A 20768-nucleotide genomic window follows, 5' to 3' on the forward strand; every position below is an offset into this window, starting at 1 on the left:
TAAGGAATTTCCTTAACGGCTTTTTACTATTTTTTTGCTTATCGCGTTACAGCAATGATTCCTTGCTCGTCATCCAGCACTAATTTAATTCCGATATAAGGATCAATATTTAAATACTCATCCATCCATAGGCGCAATGCTTCAATGATATTTTGAGCAATCAGCACTTGCTTTCGGTCATGAACATAGGATTCAGCAGAAAAGCCGTAATCATCATCGTACATAAGCTCCACTTCTACTTCATCCGGACGGACTTGCTTCTTTCTTGAAATATAAACGCAAATTGCATTTATAATATCCTGCTCTGGAATGATTAGTTTCTCCAATTATTAGCTTCCTCTCTTTTTTTCTTTTTGAAATAAACAAAGATTTTTCTGATGACGCTAATTAGAATTACGATAGCCAAAACATTAATGATTAGACCTAAAATAGACCCAAGTACACCCATATTGGCAAAAAGGCCGCCAAACAGCAATCCTGCAAGTCCACCAATCATTAAGCCTCTCATCAAGCCGCCTGAAAAGAATCCTCTGTTGTTTGATTTAGAAGTTGTTGTTGTTGAATTATTGTTCTGCTTCTTTTGAAAGAAGGAGTTCGTATTTGTGTTTGTATTGCTGTTATTATTGTTAAAGCTTCGTTTTCCAGATTTATAAGATTTCGCTTCAACCGTTGTTGTCTGTTCATGGAACACTGCATTTCCGACAGGTGAAAAGATAAGTCCAAGTGTTAATACTGCTGTTAAGAGTTTCTTCATCATTATTTGTTTCCTCCACTTTTCTATTTTTTTTGTTATGACTCGCAATATATACAGTGATTATCTACCGCTTATATTACTATTCCCCCTTTTTTTAAAAACAAAAAACCTTTACCGGATTGGTAAAGGTTTGAAAATAGTCATATTTATCCCTTTACCGTTAATGGCAAAGGTCTCGCAAACAACATTCAAGTTGCCAGTTTGGCCGGTGGCATGTAAATTGCCACGTATTGACGACGTAACTGTTAGCTACTCCCCTTTGGAGTATTCAAATGTTCATGAGCTATTAGCTCTATGATGATTCTATTTTACTAAAAAGATAGGCTACAGTCAACACTTTCGGTAGTAAAGCGAAATAACTAAAAAAAGAGTGAAAATTTAGATATTTTATCCATACAATAAACATACAAAAATGATACCATTATTTCATAACGCAACTATGTAATAAAACCTAACATGAAATTATATTATTTACTATATTTATACATGAAAAAGTAAGGAAGGGATGAGGATACATGAGCTTAGAGGCACTAAATGAACGAGTAAAAACGGATTTATCTTATATAAATTTTGGCGGACCAGATTGGATGAAGCCCCGTTCTCATAAGAATGGTCATGTTTATGACACAGTCATCATCGGCGGTGGACAATCAGGATTAGGAATTGCATTTGGTCTGCTGCGGGAACGGATCAGTAATATTCTCGTCCTAGATGAAAACCCTGAAGGCTATGAAGGTCCTTGGGATACGTACGCAAGAATGATTACATTGCGCACACCGAAAAATTTAACATCCATTGACCTTGGCATCCCTTCCTTAACCTTCCGGGCATGGTGGGAGGCTCAGGCAGGAGTGGAGGGCTGGGAACAGCTTGATAAAATCCCTCGGGGAGATTGGATGGATTATTTACGCTGGTATCGCAGAATCTTAAATCTACCTGTTATTAATGACACAAAGCTCCAACTCATTGAACCGCTTGGTGAGGGATTGCATTGCCTCCATGTTTGCAAACAAGGGAATGTTCAGGAAAAGCTGCTGGCGCGAAAAGTCATCCTTGCAACTGGAATTCAAGGCGGCGGTGAGTGGCATGTACCTTCCTTCTTATCAGAATCTTTGCCAAAAAGTCTTTATGCCCATACTTCTGAGTCCATTGATTTTACTGAACTAAAAGGGAAAAAGCTGGCTGTATTAGGAGGAGGAGCATCTGCTTTTGATAATGCCAATTACGCGCTCCAGAAAGGTGCCAGCGAGGTACATGTATTTGTCCGCAGAAAAGAGCTGCCTCGCATTAATCCAATCCGGCAAATGGAAGTTTCAGGGATGATTGAGCGTTACCCTGCCTTTTCCGACGCAGAGAAATATGCAGGAATGGCACATTTCTTTAAGCTCAACCAGCCGCCTACAAATGACATCTTCGAGCGGGCTAGCAATTGGCCAGGATTTCATCTTCATTTAGGGTCCCCGTGGCTTGAAGTTAAAGAGGAGCAAGGTGCAGCTGTTGTAACTACACCTCAAAGTAAGGCGAAGTTTGATTTCCTTATTATCAGCACTGGCCTGATAACTGATCCAGCGCTTCGCCCTGAGCTTAAATTAGTGGAAAAGCATATTACACGCTGGAAAGATTATTACCAAGCACCTAAAGATATTGCTAACCCGACTATTGATGCCCATCCATATTTAAGTAATGGTTTCTCCTTCATAAGTAAGGATAAAGCTGGAGAAGCGCTCCTTTACGGTTTGTTTGCCTTTAATTATTCGGCGCTTATCAGCTGTGGTTTGTCTGCTTCTGCCCTGTCCGGCATGCGCTACGGAATCCCAAGAATCGTTTCGGCTGTAGCAGATGAGCTGTTTCTTGATGATCGAAAGCAAAAGCTACATGATTTTCTCTCCTATGATGTAGAGGAGTTTGCAGGGGTTTGGCCTAAAAAAGAATCAGCAGCATCTACATTAAATTAAAAAGGAAGCCAAAGGCAAATTTGCCTTTGGCTGTTTTTTATCTGATGAAAAAGCACTCATTGCATATTTTATGTTTAAACCGGTGCGGCAGTTCTTTCCCGCAAGTTTCACATACATTTCTGCGTATTTTAACGCCAGATTTTAATTGTTCATGAATCAAATCACTTATTTCTTCACGAACTCTTTCCCAATAATAGGCTTCTGTCGCTTTGCCTATCTTATATAAAAAGAGAAGATGCAGGCCAACAGATTTGTATGAAAGTTCAAGTTCTTCTAAGCTTGATTTATTTATAATAGGATCAGGCAAATCGTTGTTTTCCACTATGGAAATCATTTTGCTTTTCCACTGTGCCCGCAAAACAGGCTCATTCGCAGAGAATGGAAGACGCAAAAACCCGAATAGATCATCTAAGGACAGCCTCGCCTCAACCAATGTGTCCTTAATCATATCATATAAGAGCATTTCATCAGCTAATGTTGCTTTTCTTGTACCTTCTGGATTTTTGAAGTTCTCCCATAGATAAAAAAACAAGCTTAAGCTGTTAGAATATTTTTGGAACCTCTTCAAAACAGCAGAAGTCGGCGCAATTGTGAAGCCAGTGATATCCTCATCCTTTTTCTCAAGCAGCACCTTCATCATTCTCGGCTCACTTGCGAATGCTACTCTGCCCACTTCATACAAACCTCTGCGTCCTGCTCTCCCTGCAATTTGTTTTACCTCTTGGGATGTGAGTATCCTTCGTTTAGTTCCATCGAATTTATCATTTTCCAGGAAAACAATCCGTTTGATTGGTAAGTTCAACCCCATTCCAATCGCATCCGTACAAACAATAACAGATGTTTCTCCATCAATAAATCGGTGCATCTGTTTTTTTCTCGTTTCTGGCGGCATACTGCCGTATATCATGCTCGTCTGCCGTCCCATCTTTTGAATTTGTGAAGCAGTCTCTAAAACGCCTCTTCTTGAAAAGCAGACAAGTGCATCACCTTTTCTCGTGTCGCTCAGCTTAAATGGCGAGGACTCTACCTTCAATGGGGTATCTCTTTCATATTCCTTCACTTCCACATCTGAATCTCCAAGCAAATCCAAAATCATCGTTTTTGCATGAAAGCTGCAAATAATATGTACTTCCTTTGCATTTGCTTTCGTGATTGCCTTATACCATGAGAAACCTCTGTCTTTGTCAGCAATCATCTGGGCTTCATCAATGACAACTACTTCATAAAAGTCCTTTTCACGAAACATCTCGACGGTACAGGAAAGATGCTTTCCTTCCTTCGCAAGTTTTTCTTCCTCTCCAGTTATTAACGAACAAGGGACGCCATCGTCATTCAGCCTTTCATATATTTCCAATGCTAATAAGCGTAATGGCGCAAGATACAGACCGCTTGCTGCTTCCTTCATTTTTTGGATAGCACGAAAGGTTTTTCCCGTATTTGTCTCACCCACATGGAGTTTATACTGAATATCCCGGCCAGTCGGAGGACTATATTCCATTCCAAAAATATCTTCAAGCATCTTTTTTTCTTTTTCTTTGCGCTTTCTTTTTTCTTCGCGCTCTTCCCGTTCGCGCCGCTCTCTCCACTCCTTATCTTTTATATAAATATCCCTATGGATTTCTAAATCAAAAGGAATATCAATCAGCTTCGTTAAATCTGCCAGCCTTTCTTCAAGAAGATCAGCGAAGAAGTCTGAAGCAATATCCTCAAATAATTCACTGGCTATTTCCCTTAAATAGGAAAGCGGAACTGGTTTTTCCGAATACTTAAGATACTCGTCAAGCAGATGTTTAGGAAGATGCTGTTTCAGCCAATTTGGTCCAAAATCACCTAAATAAGCAATGATCATGTCCTCATAAGCCGCTGTTCTGTCCTCTACAAAATAAAACTGGTTATATGGCATGTCTAGTTCATTGTATAAATAATCTTCAAACATAATATCATCTGAAGACAGAATAATGCCATTCCCTTCTATTTCCACTTCTAAGTGACAGCCAATCAAGTAGCGAACATATAAATACAATTCCTCATAATGCTCTCCAAGCTCCTGTTCTATATAATAGGCAAATTTCCTGTTCAGCTTGCGGTTTTTTTCCTGTATTTCTTGCGTTGTTTTCCATTCAAGATATTTTTCCCGTACACTCGTATAAAGGGCTTCCCATTCCAGTTCCTTTCCTGCGTACAGCGTATCCAGCCATTCTTCAAACTTATAGGTTTTCGGTTCTCTTATTTCCTGTCTGAATAATTGCTTGATTACTTTCTTCGTTAAGCCCTCCGTCTCTATTCCCTTTCCCTCTAAATACTCTTTCTTTTCTCTGCCGGATGCCTCACTTCCAGTCATGTTAATCCACGTGTTAAGCCATATTTGGTGGATAAACTCTCCTCTTTCCCGCAAATATTGCTCATAGGAAGGCATTTTCTCTTTATCCTGCAGATATCTCTCTATATCCTCAATAATCAGCTTCTTTGTTTTCTCTACTGATTTGTCGTAATATCCTTCTAGTAGTTCACTCATTTAAACAACCTCTTCACATAAGTCTTTCCATTAGTCTCTTTCATTTAGGAAAATCAATTCAAAAAAGACCATTTTAATGGTCTTTCCCTTCCTCTTAGTTAATGACAAGCATATCCGATTCATCAAACTCCCAGTCTGACCCATATGCAACTTCCCAATAATAACCGTCCAAGTCCTTGAAATACCCGCTGTAGCCTCCCCAAGTTGTTGCTTGTGGCATTTTTGCTATTTCGGCACCAAGCTCAGCAAGCTTTGTGAAAATAGCATCTACTTCTTCAACAGATTTTGCATTATAAGCAAGCGTAAATCCAGGAAATCCTCCAGCCTCTACTATTGATGGCGGATTTTCTTCATTAATATCTTTAGCAAGCAGCTCAAGAGGATACAGCTCTAATTTAGAGCCTTGGTTTTTAAAAAAAACAATGACTGGTTCTTCATCTGAACCGACGACAGATGCTTGAAAGCCTATTGATTTATAGAATGCCAGTGAGTCTGCAATTTTTCTTACACCAAGAGCGATTAAATTGATTCTGTTCATATGTTTCCTCCTGTCATTTTTTCCTTGCTATATTATTTCGCTATGTCAGCAACATATCCCTTTGTTTACATCTCTTAAAAAAAGCACACTCCTGAAAAAGGAATGTGCCAATTTGGGTTATTTCGTTAAGCTTTCCACAACATCGTCAATGATTTGTGTGTTAGCAATAGAGCCCGAGTATAACCAGCTAGTATCAGGACTAAACTCGTAAACATTTCCGTTCTTCACTGCTGGGATATTAGACCATAGCGGATCTTTCAACGTTTCAGCAGCTTCGCCGTCACTGTTAATTAGGAATAAGTGATCAGCATCAAGCTCAGCAAGCTTTTCAAGTGAAACCGAAGACCAGTTGCCAGTTGCTGTTTTAGAAATTTCTTTAACTACTTCCGGTACTGCTAAACCTAAGTCACCGTACAATACTGCACCGCTTGATACATTTTCACCAACCATAAACAGCTGTCCGCCCACAAGCCAGATTGCTGCTGCTGATTCGCCTTTGGCAGCCTCTTGAATGCTTGCTTTTGCTTCTTCTGCTTTTTTATCATAATCAGCTAAAACCTTTTTAGCTTCGTCTTCTTTACCTAGCACTTCTCCAACTGTTTCCAGTCTTTTTCTCCAATCATTGTTGTTTTCTTCAGAAACAACATATGTTGGCGCAATGTTTGTATATTGCTCGTATTTAGCACCTTCTACAGTAGCAGCTGATGTCATCAGCAGCAAATCTGGATTGAAGCTAGCAACAGCTTCGTAAGGAAGCTCTGAGTCAACTGTCGGCACATCCTTCAAGGAGTCTTGCAGATAATCCTGTACGCCTGCTCCATCTTGGATAGACCATTGTGCTGCAGGTGTTACACCTAGTGCAACAAGCTCATCTTCTAAATAAGAGCCAATTACTGCTTTTGGTTCAGCCGGAACAGTCACTTCATGTCCCATAGCATCTGTTAATGTGCGGTCTGTTGCTTCTTCCGCAGTATCTGTTCCTGTATCTTTATCTGAATCGCTTTCATTACCGCATGCAGCTAATATAGTAAATACTAATAATAAACTAGCAAATAAAAGCGATTTAACCATTTTATTGGACATCTATGTACCCTCCTGAGTGTTTATACAATCATTATAAGTGATAACAATTATCATTTTCAATAGACTATGTATTTTTTTATCATTTTCTAGTAAAATTTATTAAAGAAAACGACAAATTTTTTAACAGTCAATTGAAGATTATTATTATTTTGCACTAATTACATATTTTTATAAAAAGGAATTATGAAATCTGGTCGGAAAGTTGGTCCTTTTATGCAAAAAAATAAAACGGGTGTACAAAAAGATATTTACAGACCAAAAACAGCAACAGCTGTCATCTTTTTCGGTCTCGCCCTCTTGCTGGCATCGATGGGCTTATCCATCATATATGGTGCAGCTGATATCAGTATATCAACAGTGTGGCAAAGTATTTTCCATTATGACCCTCAGTCTACTCAGCATCAAATTATTCATCGTCTCCGCTGGCCGAGGGCGGTTGCGGCTGCTTTAATCGGAGCAGCTTTGGCAGTTTCCGGAGCTATTATGCAAGGGATGACAAGAAATGCCCTTGCCTCCCCTTCCGTTATGGGAGTTACAGCTGGAGCAGGCTTTATGATTGCAATTAGTTTTGCCTTTCTGCCATCCGCTTCAAATCTAGTGCTTATGCTGCTTGCATTTTTAGGTGCAGGCTTAGGCACATTGTTAGTTTTTTCAATAGGCGCTTTATCCAAAAGAGGACTTACTCCAATTAAACTGGCGCTTGCTGGCTCAGCAGTAACAGCGCTTCTCAGTTCCATCTCAACAGGTATTGCCCTGTTCTTTGATATTGCCAAGGATATAAGCTTCTGGTATGCAGGCGGAGTTGCCGGTGTTCAGTGGATAAGCATTAAGCTGCTTCTTCCTGCTGTCATTGTCGGTCTGGTTATTGCCCTGTTTATCAGCAGGTCAATTACTGTTTTAAGCCTAGGCGAAGATGTTGCCGCAGGTCTCGGGCAGCGGACAGGTTTAGTCAAGTTTCTTGGCACTATCGCCGTATTAGTTTTAACTGGTGCTGCAGTTGCAGTCGGCGGAACAATCGGTTTTGTCGGTCTCGTGATACCGCATATTGTCCGCTTTATAGTTGGTCCTGATTACCGGTTAATCATTCCATGCTCGGCAGTAGTCGGCGCCCTTCTTTTAGTTATATCCGATGTTGGTGCGCGCGTCATAAACCCGCCGTTTGAAACGCCGTTAGGAGCCATCACCGTATTAATTGGGGTTCCATTCTTTCTTTATTTAGCTCGCCGTGAAGGGAGGGGGTTATAATGTCTCAGACAAAATGGACCACAAAGCGCTTTACTGTTACAGTTATAAGCTTAATTGCTGCGATTATTGTTGTTTTCCTTCTGAGCTTAAACTTGGGCATTATAAAAATATCGCCATCTGAGGTGCTGCAAGCCTTTTTAGGACAAGGCTCACCGCAAAGTGCGAACATTTTGTTCAACTTTAGACTGCCGCGAATGGTTATAGCCATTTTGATAGGTATAGGCATGGCTATTGCTGGATCTATCCTGCAAAGCGTCTCACGCAATGCCCTTGCAGACCCAGGTATCATTGGCATCAATGCCGGTGCTGGTTTTGCGGTTATTCTCTATATTTTCTTCTTCCAAGGATCTTTTGGCACTGCATCTGTTTTTATTATGCCTTTTTCTGCTTTGCTTGGGGCATTGCTTGCTGCTGGTCTTATCTATATGATTGCTTGGAAGGATGGCGTTTCGCCGGTAAGACTTGTGCTTGTTGGAATTGGTATTAATTCTGCATTTGGCGCGTTAATTATTATCTTCCAATTAATGATGGACCCTCGGGACTTCACACAAGCAACTATTTGGATTACAGGAAGCATCTGGAGCGCAAGCTGGGATTATGTCTTTGCAGTGCTTCCTTGGATTTGCCTGTTTGTACCTTTAGCTCTGTATAAGTCCCATAAGCTGAATTTATTACAGCTTGGTGAAAACACTGCTGCAGGGCTTGGAGTAGCAATTGAACGTGAAAGAGGCATCCTTCTCTTTATTTCAGTAGCTCTTGCAGGAGCTTGCGTATCTGTCGGCGGAGGAATCTCTTTTCTAGGCTTGATTGCCCCTCACTTGGCAAGACGAATAATCGGTCCTAGACATCAGACACTCCTCCCTGTTGCCGCATTAATAGGTGCCTTATTGCTTTTGACTGCTGACACAATTGGCAAAAACTTAATGGCACCGACTGAAATACCAGTAGGTCTTGTTGTCTCCTGCCTTGGCGCACCGTATTTTATTTACCTTCTTATAAAAGATTAAATCAAAAAAGGAAAAGGCATTCATTAAACTGGTACCTGTAGGTTAGGACTCTTGAAAAAGAGAGTGTTTTATCTACAGGTATTTTTTTTATATACTTAAATTTCAAGTTATGGGGATTAGGAGAGACAATATGAGTAAGATTACGTTTTCAGCTAAAGAAATCACAGTACTTCAACAGAATCCAAATGTTCAACGTGTTAGTGAACAGGCTATTACCTATACTGACTTCTTTAAAATAGATTTATGGATGAGTATCTAGCCGGTAAATTTCCGCGCCAAATTTTTAGGAGAACGGTTTCGATATAGAGGTTATAGGACAAAAGATAATGGAACAATCAGCTTATAGGTGAAAGAAGGCCTATGAAAAGAATGGGATAATTGGACTGACAGACACAAGGAAAACGAGTTATGGTAGACCATTAACTCGGGAGCTAACAACATCTGAAATTATCGTAAGGCAGGAAGCAAGAATTAAGCTTATCAAAGGGCAGGTAGAGCTATTAAAAAAGCTAGAATTTGACCGAAAGAGGGCTACTAAACACAAAAGAAAATTTAGAACCGAGTAAAGTATATCAGCTGATTGATGAAACCATTGAAAAGAATCATTTTAAAGGAATGACCAGGTATTTTTGTGATCAACTAGATGTATCCCATTCGGGATATTATAGGTACCTAAAGGCATTCACTAGCCGAGAAGCAAGAAAAAAAACGGACTTAGAAGCAAAAGAAGTTATATTAAAAACCTTTAATCGTCGTGGATATAAAAAAGATGACTCCTAATCAGTATAGGAATCATCTTCTAGTTGCTTAATCTCTTTTTTATAGTGTCATTGACAATGGGTACCAGTTTACACCGCATTGCCCTTTTTTATAACCTAAAAAAGCACCATCAAGCTTTCATCATTCGCTTAATTTTATTAATAACCCGCTGTTTTCTGGTTAAAGGCTTCGTTTTCTTTTTAGCTAAAACTTGTAGCTCGAATGACAAATTTCCATGCTTTGTATTGTAGGTTGTAACCTGAAATGCACAGTTCTTCTTTCTTGTCGAATTAAATTTACTTTTATGGTGATTAGGAATTTCACCTAAAATACGAGCAAATGCAGTGTAGTTCTCAATTCTGCTTACAAGATGCATATCCACTATTCCTTTTTCCGCTTCAAGCCACTCTAAAAGTTCTACTGGTATAACAACATGGAACATAGAAACAATCTCTGCTTCCATTATTTTAGAATTGACTGGTATTGGACTATCTGCACGGTATAACCCTTTATGAACTGCCAGAGATGTTGCACGTTCACTATCCCTGTCGCTAAGCCTGATAAACAGCTGTTCCGCTGATGCATCAACATGAGAATGATAATGATAACCTTCAAGAAGCAGCCCTTCTTGAACCTTGCGAATACGTGTTACAGCAGCTGTCAGCTTATTAGAGCGATGAAATGATAGTGATTCAGCTTTAGCCAATTCATATGCTTTTTCAGCTTTAGGATAAATAAGACCATGGAAAACCAACATATTTCCTGGATGACGTTCTGCATACCAAAAGTTAATCAAGTCCTCCAAATCACCTTGTTCTATAATCCGTAAAAGTAGCTTTTCCCTTGTGTTAAAATTAGCATAAATTTCAAGAAAATTATGCTTTTTAATTAATACTTTCAGAGATTCAAAAATGAACCTCTTGTCTTCCATCTGGAAGGATCGAACTATAGTAGTTCGAAGTTCAATGTTAAGAACACGCGTGAGATACTGATAGTATGTACGCAGTTTTTTCTCCTGTGGTAGGTTTAAACTTTCAATTGCAGCAAGTGTCTCTTCGAACTGATACATATAAACTCGGCCTGTGACTGGTTTTTTTGTTAGCTGCTCTCTTCCTACAGTAAGGTTGTTAGTCAAATAATAACATGGATAATCCTTAACAATGGATATGGAATTTGAATAGGCATAGGCCTGAATAATAAATGGCTGATCCTCACCCAATGAATAATGTTCCGGAAAACGAATATTATGCTCACGAAGCAACTTGACCCGGAACAATTTCTGTACACTAACTGTATAAAGTGCATTTGAACCATAAAAATTAAAATTGTCTTCGTTTTTAAATATAGCCTGAGGAACTCCTCTATTAACACCTACATATTTTCCGACTACTATATCGCTGTCATATTGAAGAATCCTTTTTTCCATCCGCTCTAAAGCCTCTGCTCCTAAGTAGTCATCTCCATCTACAAAAAATATATAATCACCTGTAGCAAGCTCGATGGCCTTATTGCGCGGACCACTTGGTGAACCGCTGTTTTCTTGGTGAATTATACGGATGAAGCTGTACATATCACTGTATTCCTTCAGTATCTCTGGACTCTGATCTGTTGAACCATCATTCACACAAATAATTTCTAATTTATCTTTGCTGATTGTTTGATTAATAATACTATCTAAACAAATTCTAATGGTATTTTCATCATTATATACAGGTATTGCTATAGTAAATTTCATCATTACCTCCGATATTTCATAGTACTTCTATATATTACAACTATTTTGCATAATATGTAATATTTTAATACACAAAATTACTATTACCAGAGGAATGAACCTTCTTTGTATTAATTTTACAAAGCGAGTAATTCTATAAAGGCATTTGTGTAACTATAGGTTATTCATGTTCAATAAATAGGATCTCATTTCTTATCCATAAAATTATGCTTATTTTTATCTGAAATATGATTGTCGTAAAATACTGCAAGCGTTGTGCTGATATATGGTGCAAGCCACAGAAAACCAATGCCAAGTGTTAGGATAGACAGCAATCCCCAGCCAATAAAACTTAAATATAGAAGGAAATACTTCCACTTAAAGCCGACCATTCGTTTACGGCTTTCTGTTATTGCTTCAAATACGGAATACTCAGGATGATCCTTTAGTAAATAGTATGTTTGCGAATAAGACAATGATTTGATAATACCAGGTATGAATAATAGCAAAAACCAAAGAAATAAGAATATGCTTTGCATAATGGATGTACCAATTATTTTCAAGCCTAACCCAAGGTCTTTATATGGAAGGAATATATCTGCTACTTTAGGCAGTTTCCCTCGCACTAAGTCCAAAAAGTACCAAAGTACGGCAATTGATAACGGAACGAGCAGCACCGAGATGAGAGTGCTCACAATAGTTGCTCCTAATGGCGTTGCATCCTGCAGCACCCAAGCCTCAAACCCGCCGCTTAATGGCACCTCAAAAACTAAAGGAACAAAAGCGCTAATAACAAAAACAATAAAAGTTACCAGTACTGCCGGTCCCCAATTCCCTCTTAGAGCATGTAAAGCTTCTTTTTTAATAGTTCCTATTTTCATGTATTTATCTCCTCCTAAAAGACAAAGTGCAGCAATATTTTACATTATTGTATATAAATTTCCCGGGAAATTTACACCCTTCGTCAATTTATGACAAAGGCAAACTACAATCATTTAGGTGTACCCCCATACATTGTATTCAAAAGAAACCAAGCTAGAACAAATTATCAGCTACATAATTATCAAAAAACTTTGACATACTGTTAAAAATGAGTTAAAGTACCATAGGGACGAACAATTTTAATTAAACATACTAAAATATTCGTATTTAGGAGTGTAAACTATGGATAACGTATTTGATTACGAAGATATACAGTTAATTCCCGCAAAATGTATCGTGGATAGCCGTTCAGAATGTGATACATCTGTAACATTGGGTGGACATACTTTTAGATTGCCAGTTGTTCCTGCAAATATGCAGACAATAATAGATGAAAAGGTTGCTGAATATTTAGCGGAAAATGGATATTTCTATATTATGCACCGCTTCCAGCCTGAAACTAGAAAGGCATTTATCCAGGATATGCAACAAAAAGGATATATTGCATCAATTAGTGTAGGAGTTAAAGAAGAGGAATATGGGTTTGTTGAAGAACTTGCTTCCGAGAACCTAGTTCCTGAATTTATAACAATAGATATTGCTCATGGTCATTCTAATGCTGTAATCAGAATGATTAAGCATATTAAACAGCATTTGCCTGCAAGCTTTGTTATTGCTGGTAATGTTGGTACACCAGAAGCTGTCAGAGAGCTGGAGAATGCAGGAGCTGATGCAACTAAGGTTGGTATCGGACCTGGTAAAGTATGTATTACAAAAATTAAAACAGGCTTTGGAACTGGCGGCTGGCAACTAGCAGCACTTCGCTGGTGTGCAAAGGCTGCGAGCAAACCAATTATCGCTGACGGCGGTATCCGCACACATGGGGATATTGCGAAATCCGTTCGATTTGGTGCTTCCATGGTCATGATTGGTTCCCTTTTTGCTGGTCATGAGGAATCTCCTGGAGAAACGTTTGAAAAAGACGGAAAGCTTTTCAAAGAGTATTTTGGATCTGCTTCTGAATTCCAAAAAGGCGAAAAGAAAAACGTTGAAGGCAAAAAAATGTATGTAGAGCATAAAGGTTCCCTGCAGGATACATTAATCGAAATGGAGCAAGACTTGCAGTCTTCTATTTCTTATGCTGGCGGAAAGAAACTGGATGCCATCCGCAATGTTGATTATGTTATTGTAAAAAACTCCATCTTTAACGGAGACAAAGTTTATTAATAAAGAGAGCAAGCTGTCGTTAAGACGCTTGCTCTTTTAATTTACAAAAGTTTCACATGAAACATTCCTCGCCGCTTTTCGACTGGCATTAGCATCCTTCTCCCCCTTGCACATCACAACACTTCCAATTATTACAATCACCTAAAATTTAGTATGCAACGCCAAGGAAATCTTATAAGATGAAGAAAGGAAAAGCTACTTATCAGTATTGCTTTCACAAGTTTATCAAGGAGTTACATTATGGAAAGACAAAATACAATTCCTTTATTAAGTTTTACTTTTACTCTGCTTATTACTGTTATCTATTATATCTGGTTGTATTTATTTCAGGAAAATCAATCTGTACTGACATGGGGAGCAAACATTCTCTGTGTGTTAGGCAGCTGTGCCGCATCCTTATGGCTTTTACATGCTGCCAAAAGAAGCGAACAGCCTGTAAAAACGTTTTGGTATTTGCTGTTCATCGGAAATATGAGCTATATGCTTTCAGAGGTTTCTTGGTTTTTCCAAGAAAACATTCTTAAGCAGGAAATTCCATTTCCAAGCTTTTTGGATGTTCTTTATTTTATACAGGTTCTTGCCTTCTTTGGCGCATTTTTATATCATCTATCACTAGTCAAAAGAAAATTGCAGGTTGCCCGGTTTTTATTTGATGTTGCTATTTTAATGACTGTTGCATTTACTTTCAGCTGGCATTTTATCATTAGCCCTATTATTAATTCAGCACAAATGTCACATTTTGCTTTAGCAATAACACTAGCATACCCGATCGGTGATTTAGCTGTTTTAGCTGGAGTCATTCTCGTACTGTTCGGTCCAAAGTCGTTTCTTTCCGGTCAGAGCATTTTTTTTATTTTGACAGGATTAATAATTTATATTTTGGCAGACAGCTGGTATTTCTATTTACAATATCATGATAGCTATCAATCTGGGGATTTTGTTGATCCATTATTCTTGTTAGGTACACTGCTTGTCGGATTTACTGGCAATTTATATAGAAATGCTCCGCAGAAAAAGATAGAAGTACGAAAAAGTAATTTCATGCAGCGGGATGTTCTTCGCACAGCCATGCCATATGTTAATGTCATCATCTTGTTTATTTTTATGATTACAAATTCAGAAGGCATGGACGCATTAACAATTGGGACAAGCGTTTCCATTCTGCTTGTTCTATTAAGACAAATCCTGATTATCACGGAAAACAGACGGCTTGTTAACAGCCTTTATGAACAAACAGAAAAGGCTGAATTAAATAAACAGCATTATCAATCTCTTTTTGATTACCATCCAGATGCTGCCTTTTCTATGGACTTAGATGGAAACTTTGTGAGCGTGAATAATGCTGGGACAAGAATGCTTGGAATGGCAAATGAAAATATTAAAGGCTTGGCTAGCACAACATTCTTAATGTCGAAGGAAGACGAAATTCTAAAACATTATGAAAAGGTGCGAAAAGGCATTCCTCAAGTTTATGAAGTTGCCATCAATAGCCAATATGGTCATGGTTATTACAGCATCACTAATATTCCCATTGTCGTAAAAAATAAGATTGTCGGTATCTTTGGCATCGGCAGAGATATTACTGCATTCAAAAAAAACGAGGCAAAAATTCAGTTTCTTGCTTTTCATGATCCATTGACAGGCTTGGCAAATAGAGCAAGATTTGAGTCCTATCTCCTTGAGGCAATCGAAAAAGCACAGGAAAGGAAGGAACAGCTTGCAGTCATATTTGTCGACTTAGATAAGTTCAAAAGCATCAATGATACTTTAGGGCATGATATTGGCGATAAACTCTTACTCTCTGTAGCAAGCAGAATTAAGAACAGTCTTCCCCTGGCAGATCTGGCAGCTAGACAAGGCGGCGATGAATTTACTATTGTCCTAAAAGAAACAACTAAAGAGAGTGCAGAGCAATACGTTAAGGAGCTGCTAAAATCATTAAAGCTCCCTCATGATATCAACGGCCACCAGCTCATAAGTACACCAAGCATTGGGGTCGCCCTCTACCCTGATCATGGCACGACTTCTGTTGAATTAATGAAAAAAGCAGACACAGCAATGTATCAAGTAAAAGAGAACGGCAAAGGCTGTTATTTATTTTATTCTGATGCAGCAAAAGCTTATACGAGAAAACTGTTATTAGAAAAGGATATGCCTTATGCTTTAGAGAACAAGGAGTTTTTCCTTCATTATCAACCATTAATGGATTTATCTGCAGGAAAAATTACTGGCACAGAGGCGCTCATCCGCTGGAAGCACCCACAGCTTGGTCTGTTGCTGCCAGGTGAATTTATCCCAATCGCTGAAGAGTCAGGCTTTATACACAAACTCGGTGCATGGGTGTTAATGGAGGCTTGCAAACAAGCAAAAAAATGGCATGATAAAGGCTACTATTTAAAAATGGGAGTTAACCTTTCTCCGAAACAATTTTATCAGGAAAATCTTTTGACCAATGTAGAACAAGCATTAGCTATCTCTAAATTAGATTCCTCCTTTTTAGATTTAGAGATCACAGAACAAACTGCTATTAATAATTTACAAGCAGTTCTGCCTAAACTACATGCATTAAAAGCATTAGGTGTAACTATCTCTATTGATGATTTTGGGACAGGCTATTCCTCCCTTTCCTATCTAGCTGAGTTTCCAATTAATACAGTGAAAATTGCAAAAGAGTTCATAAATAAGCTCGAGGAAAATAAATCTAAGGAAACCATTATCTCTTCCATTGTTGATCTTGCACAAAACTTAAACTTAGATGTACTTGCAGAAGGTGTAGAAGAAGTAAATCAAGCATTGCTTCTGAAATCAATTAATTGCCATGCTATGCAAGGCTATCTTTTCGGAAGACCTTGTGGAAGCAGTGAAATGGAAGATTTGCTAAACAGGCAGCCTGATTTATCTATAAGTGACTGATTCACCAGAGGGCTGGGAATTAAGTATGTAAAGCGAATGGCTGGAGCGCAATGAAACGAACTAATTTTAAAGCCATATTCTATTTAGTCACAAGCTTCATTTTTTAAATTTAGCTGTAATTTTATTATTCGTATTTCGATAGGCTATATTTTATTTTGTCTCAAGCCCTTTTTTGTTATAGTTCTATTTGTTTTATACTTAAAAGCAAAGTAACTAATTACTTGGAGGACGATGAAGATGAGGGTTGGAGTAATTGGATTAGGTGATATTGCTAAGAAGGCTTATCTGCCTGTTCTGACAGAACGAGAAAATATAGAATTAGTACTCTGTACTAGGAATGAAGCTGTACTCCAAAAGCTTGCTGAAAAATATCGAATTCAGGATAGAGTGCAAACAGTTGAGGAGCTGCTATTAAAAAACATAGAAGCTGCTTTTATCTCCACAATAACAGAGGCTCATTTCCAAACAGCCGAACTATTGCTTCAGCACGGAATCCATGTGTATATAGACAAACCAGTGTCTTTATATCTGCATGAAACAGAGAGAATAGTCGAGCTTGCACATAAATATGGACTAATTGCAATGGTCGGCTTTAATCGCCGATTTATTCCTATGGTGGCAAGCTTAAAGGAAAAAGGCAAAGCTAATTTAATATTAATGCAAAAAAACCGCTTTGCATTGCCCGATATCCCAAGAAAAGTGGTGGTAGAAGACTTCATCCATGTTGTTGATACCTTGCGCTTTTTAATGGATGAAGAAGTCATTGCAGTTAATGTCGAGAGCTCTAAGACTGATGAAACCCTCAACCAGCTCATCGTTCAGCTTATCGGCAAAAACTGCATTGCCATCGGAATCATGAATCGAAATGGTGGAGTAACAGAGGAAATAATCGAGTATCATACTGGTCTTCACAAATATGTTGTTAGCAGTCTTGTTGAAACCGTTCATTATCATCATAAACAAATGAATGTGACGAAATTTGGCGATTGGGAGCCTACATTATTTAAACGGGGTTTTCACCAAATTACCGATCATTTTCTTGACTGTGTAGCAAATGAACAGATACCTGATCCGTCGATAGAGGATTCTCTTATAACACATCTTATTTGCGAGCAAATTGTTCAACGCATTAATAATTAAAAGCAGACAGCTGCCAGCTGTCTGCTTTTAATTATTTTGTTTTTATTTTACTTGTTTGCGGCGGCTCTTCCATCCAGCCATATTTAATCATAAGCTTTGCACCTTCATGGGCATATTCAAATACATCCTTCATGACAATTGAAAACTTGACAGGCAGATCATTTCTTAAGCTAAAGGCAGTTCCAAGTGAATTCCCACCTAAGGAAAAACTGCAAAATAAGCTGATACAATACATCATAATTTTATCTGAAAAAGGCGCTACCGTAGATGTTGTCACATTCCCTCCTGAAAGCCCAGGAAGCTGGGTGTCATTCTTTAAGATAATATCTCCCAGGCTTGTGGCAATTTCCTTGGCAAGCTCCCCTCCTTTAGCAAAGTACTGACTAATCTCTTTTTCCTTCGCGCACTGGGAAAAACCGTTGATTACCTGCATTCCAATCAAGTTTGTTTCAACTGCATGGTACATATGGGAAATTTCCACTGTATTTAACGATCTTTTTTCATTAAACAAATTGCTTCCACTTAAATAACTCTTTTCATTTACAAATTCGACCCCTTCTTCGACAGCTACATATGGGGCGCGCGGAAGCAGACCTTTTTCAAGCAAGTAAGATGTGCACCGGTCATAGTACTTTTGTGTTATTATCGTCATCTCTCTAAACAGCTGCATGATGTCACTCCGATAAGCCATCGTCAGATTGAGTGTATGCATGCCCATGCTGATTTCTTTTATGAGTCTGATAAACATAATGTCGAACCCATTATCGAACAGCTTTGGGGCTTCAGGGTTCACATCTTCACTGTTAAACCCTACCGGTACAGGCAGCTTTTCTTTTTCGTAAATTTTTCTTATTTTTTCACAATACGGTTTTGTTTCCTTATATAAATCAGTCATTATATCTTTTGCCTTTGGATCCTCTGCTTTATTAATGAGATATTCCAGCATACTGATAATCATTGTTTTTTGTTGATATGTCATCCAAAGTACGCCAATTTCTGATGACGTAATCGAAGGGTTATTTTGCATTTCCATTCCTCCATTATTTAGTTTCCGCCTGCTGTACTCATTCTTAATTACTATCATTGTTTGCTGTTGAGCTAAAAAAATACATAAACTAGTTAATTTGGCTATTGAATCATTTTGATACTTTTTTATAAAATAGTCATAATAAAGCGTTTTCATCATTAAAATTGTGTATGTGGTTTTAAACAGCATTTCCGAGTAAGTCCAAGACTTGAGAGGAAGGATGATTTATCCTATGAAAATGGAAGCGTTTCCACCTGTTGAAGGCAATTATAATCTTGAAAACTATGATGTGATGTATGAACAATTTCAATGGCAACAAGCAGAAGAGCATTTTTCATGGCATACAACAGGAAAAGTCAACTTGGCTTATGAAGCGGTCGACCGACACGCAGAAGGTTCAAAAAAGGATAAACCAGCCCTTTGCTACCTCAGCAGCACACGAAATGAGACATACACATTTGGCGACTTAAAGCAGCTGACCAATAAGGCTGGCAATGTTTTAAGAGATAAAGCAAATGTAAAAAAGGGTGACCGTGTTTTCATCTTTATGCCCCGCTCACCAGAGCTTTATTTCGCCTTATTAGGAGCAATTAAAATCGGTGCAATTGTCGGCCCTTTATTTGAGGCATTCATGGAGGATGCGGTTAAAGATCGCCTATATGACAGCTCAGCGAGTGTTCTCGTCACAACACCGGAGTTAGTTAAGAGAGTGCCTGTCAAAGATCTTCCCGCCTTAAAAACCATCTTCCTTGTCGGGGAAAATATTGAGGAAAATAATCATTATCTTGACTACCAAAAGTATTTCCAGGAAGCATCTGATCAACTTGATATTGAATGGGTGGACCGCGAGGATGGCTTAATCCTTCACTATACTTCTGGTTCGACAGGCAAACCCAAAGGTATTTTACATGTCCATAATGCGATGATCCAGCATTATCAGACAGCTAAATGGGTGTTAGATTTGCAGGAAGATGATATTTATTGGTGCACAGCTGACCCAGGCTGGGTAACAGGAACGTCATATGGTATTTTTGGTCCTTGGCTAACTGGGACGACAAATATTGTGGTTGGCGGCCGCTTCAGTCCTGAAGGATGGTATAAGACCATTGAAACCTTTGGAGTAACTGTTTGGTACAGTGCACCAACATCTTTCCGAATGCTGATGGCTGCAGGTGAACCTAGCCATGATCTTTCCTCCTTAAGGCATGTCTTAAGCGTGGGAGAACCATTAAATCCAGAAGTAATTCGCTGGGGGGCAACAGCCTTCAAGCAAAGAATTCATGATACTTGGTGGATGACAGAAACTGGAGCACAGCTTATATGTAATTACCCATGCTTGGAAATGAAGCTAGGGTCAATGGGGAAGCCGCTTCCTGGCATAGAAGCAGCCATTCTTGATGATGATGGTAATATTCTGCCTCCTAATCAGATGGGGAATCTTGCAATAAAAAAAGGCTGGCCTTCCCTCATGCACACCGTTTGGAATAACCAAGAAAAGTATGACAGCTACTTCCCTGTCTCTGATTGGTATATCTCAGGTGACAGTGCTTATGTAGACGAGGATGGGTACTTCTGGTTCCAGGGACGTGTGGATGATGTCATTATGACAGCGGGAGAAAGGGTCGGGCCATTTGAAGTTGAAAGCAAACTGATTGAATATCCGGCTGTTGCTGAAGCGGGTGTCATTGGCAAACCCGATCCTATTAGAGGGGAAATTATTAAAGCCTTTGTAGCTCTTGCTGATGGGTATACAGAATCAGACCAACTAAAAGAGGAAATACGCCAGTTTGTGAAAACAGGTTTGGCGGCACATGCAGCACCAAGAGAGATTGAATTTTGCCAAAAGATTCCTAAAACAAGAAGCGGTAAAATAATGCGCCGCGTCTTGAAAGCTTGGGAGCTTGGTTTGCCTACTGGTGATTTATCAACATTGGATGATTAATAAAAAGCACCCCAATTGTCTGCAATTG

17 protein-coding genes are annotated in these 20768 nt (G+C 38.8%); 9 read left to right on the forward strand and 8 right to left on the reverse strand.

Annotation, left to right across the window (positions count from 1 at the left end; genetic code table 11):
• Nucleotides 1-38: 38 nt before the first annotated feature.
• Complete coding sequence (locus tag MKX82_RS19550; RefSeq protein ID WP_233316060.1) at nt 39-326, reverse strand: YxcD family protein; 288 nt, start codon at nt 324-326, stop codon at nt 39-41.
• Nucleotides 314-754 (reverse strand): hypothetical protein, encoded by a 441-nt coding sequence (locus MKX82_RS19555; protein ID WP_233316162.1) that lies wholly within the window; start codon nt 752-754, stop codon nt 314-316. The genes MKX82_RS19550 and MKX82_RS19555 overlap by 13 nt, the downstream gene beginning before the upstream one ends.
• Before the next feature lie 515 nt (nt 755-1269).
• Here MKX82_RS19555 and MKX82_RS19560 point away from each other — a divergent pair.
• Complete coding sequence (locus MKX82_RS19560) at nt 1270-2709, forward strand: NAD(P)-binding domain-containing protein (RefSeq protein WP_233316061.1); 1440 nt, start codon at nt 1270-1272, stop codon at nt 2707-2709.
• 37 nt (nt 2710-2746) lie between these two features.
• On the opposite strand, the gene MKX82_RS19565 is transcribed toward MKX82_RS19560, so the two are convergent.
• The 3 genes from MKX82_RS19565 to MKX82_RS19575 form a co-directional block, all read right to left on the reverse strand.
• A complete protein-coding gene (locus tag MKX82_RS19565) occupies nt 2747-5224 on the reverse strand; it encodes a DEAD/DEAH box helicase (RefSeq protein ID WP_341079238.1) in 2478 nt (825 codons plus the stop codon).
• Between the two features lie 94 nt (nt 5225-5318).
• Entirely contained in the window at nt 5319-5762 is a 444-nt protein-coding gene (locus tag MKX82_RS19570) for a VOC family protein (protein ID WP_237942122.1), read from the reverse strand.
• 117 nt (nt 5763-5879) lie between these two features.
• Nucleotides 5880-6845 carry an iron-hydroxamate ABC transporter substrate-binding protein gene (locus MKX82_RS19575; RefSeq protein WP_341079241.1) on the reverse strand — a complete coding sequence of 322 codons (966 nt, stop codon included), beginning with the start codon at nt 6843-6845 and terminating at the stop codon, nt 5880-5882.
• 213 nt (nt 6846-7058) lie between these two features.
• Here MKX82_RS19575 and MKX82_RS19580 point away from each other — a divergent pair, with 213 nt between their 5' ends.
• The 4 genes from MKX82_RS19580 to MKX82_RS19595 all read left to right on the forward strand — a co-directional run bounded on the left by MKX82_RS19580 (nt 7059) and on the right by MKX82_RS19595 (nt 9877).
• Nucleotides 7059-8090 (forward strand): FecCD family ABC transporter permease, encoded by a 1032-nt coding sequence (locus tag MKX82_RS19580; RefSeq protein WP_233316065.1) that lies wholly within the window; start codon nt 7059-7061, stop codon nt 8088-8090.
• Nucleotides 8090-9097: a FecCD family ABC transporter permease gene (locus MKX82_RS19585; protein ID WP_233316066.1), complete on the forward strand. Its 1008-nt coding sequence runs from the start codon at nt 8090-8092 to the stop codon at nt 9095-9097. Before MKX82_RS19580 ends, MKX82_RS19585 begins: the two co-directional genes overlap by 1 nt.
• Before the next feature lie 130 nt (nt 9098-9227).
• The gene (locus MKX82_RS19590) at nt 9228-9356 is read left to right on the forward strand and encodes a hypothetical protein (RefSeq protein ID WP_341079243.1); all 129 of its coding nucleotides are present in this window, start codon (nt 9228-9230) and stop codon (nt 9354-9356) included.
• Between the two features lie 257 nt (nt 9357-9613).
• On the forward strand, nt 9614-9877 hold the full coding sequence (locus tag MKX82_RS19595; protein ID WP_251647645.1) for a hypothetical protein: 264 nt from the start codon (nt 9614-9616) through the stop codon (nt 9875-9877).
• A 109-nt stretch (nt 9878-9986) separates the two neighbouring features.
• Here MKX82_RS19595 and MKX82_RS19600 read toward each other — a convergent pair whose 3' ends face one another.
• Together MKX82_RS19600 and MKX82_RS19605 are read right to left on the reverse strand one after the other, a co-directional pair.
• Nucleotides 9987-11594, reverse strand: coding sequence for a glycosyltransferase family 2 protein (locus tag MKX82_RS19600; RefSeq protein WP_251647646.1), 1608 nt, complete (start codon nt 11592-11594; stop codon nt 9987-9989).
• A gap of 182 nt (nt 11595-11776) precedes the next feature.
• Nucleotides 11777-12451 carry a DUF975 family protein gene (locus MKX82_RS19605; protein ID WP_341079248.1) on the reverse strand — a complete coding sequence of 225 codons (675 nt, stop codon included), beginning with the start codon at nt 12449-12451 and terminating at the stop codon, nt 11777-11779.
• A gap of 283 nt (nt 12452-12734) precedes the next feature.
• Here MKX82_RS19605 and guaC point away from each other — a divergent pair, with 283 nt between their 5' ends.
• The 3 genes from guaC (at nt 12735) to MKX82_RS19620 (ending at nt 17771) form a co-directional block, all read left to right on the forward strand.
• Nucleotides 12735-13718, forward strand: a complete 984-nt coding sequence (gene guaC, locus MKX82_RS19610; protein ID WP_237942125.1) for a GMP reductase — start codon at nt 12735-12737, stop codon at nt 13716-13718.
• Between the two features lie 240 nt (nt 13719-13958).
• Complete coding sequence (locus tag MKX82_RS19615) at nt 13959-16631, forward strand: DUF4084 domain-containing protein (protein ID WP_233316069.1); 2673 nt, start codon at nt 13959-13961, stop codon at nt 16629-16631.
• Nucleotides 16632-16868: 237 nt separating this feature from the next.
• A complete protein-coding gene (locus MKX82_RS19620) occupies nt 16869-17771 on the forward strand; it encodes a Gfo/Idh/MocA family protein (RefSeq protein WP_341079252.1) in 903 nt (300 codons plus the stop codon).
• A gap of 31 nt (nt 17772-17802) precedes the next feature.
• Here MKX82_RS19620 and MKX82_RS19625 read toward each other — a convergent pair whose 3' ends face one another.
• Nucleotides 17803-18798 (reverse strand): DUF3231 family protein, encoded by a 996-nt coding sequence (locus tag MKX82_RS19625; protein ID WP_341079255.1) that lies wholly within the window; start codon nt 18796-18798, stop codon nt 17803-17805.
• 232 nt (nt 18799-19030) lie between these two features.
• On the opposite strand from MKX82_RS19625, the gene acsA reads away from it, so the two are divergent.
• The gene (acsA, locus tag MKX82_RS19630) at nt 19031-20740 is read left to right on the forward strand and encodes an acetate--CoA ligase (RefSeq protein WP_341079257.1); all 1710 of its coding nucleotides are present in this window, start codon (nt 19031-19033) and stop codon (nt 20738-20740) included.
• Nucleotides 20741-20768 lie beyond the last annotated feature (28 nt).

The sequence above is a fragment of the Niallia sp. FSL R7-0271 genome, assembly GCF_038005785.1.
Taxonomy (GTDB): Bacteria; Bacillota; Bacilli; order Bacillales; family Cytobacillaceae; genus Niallia.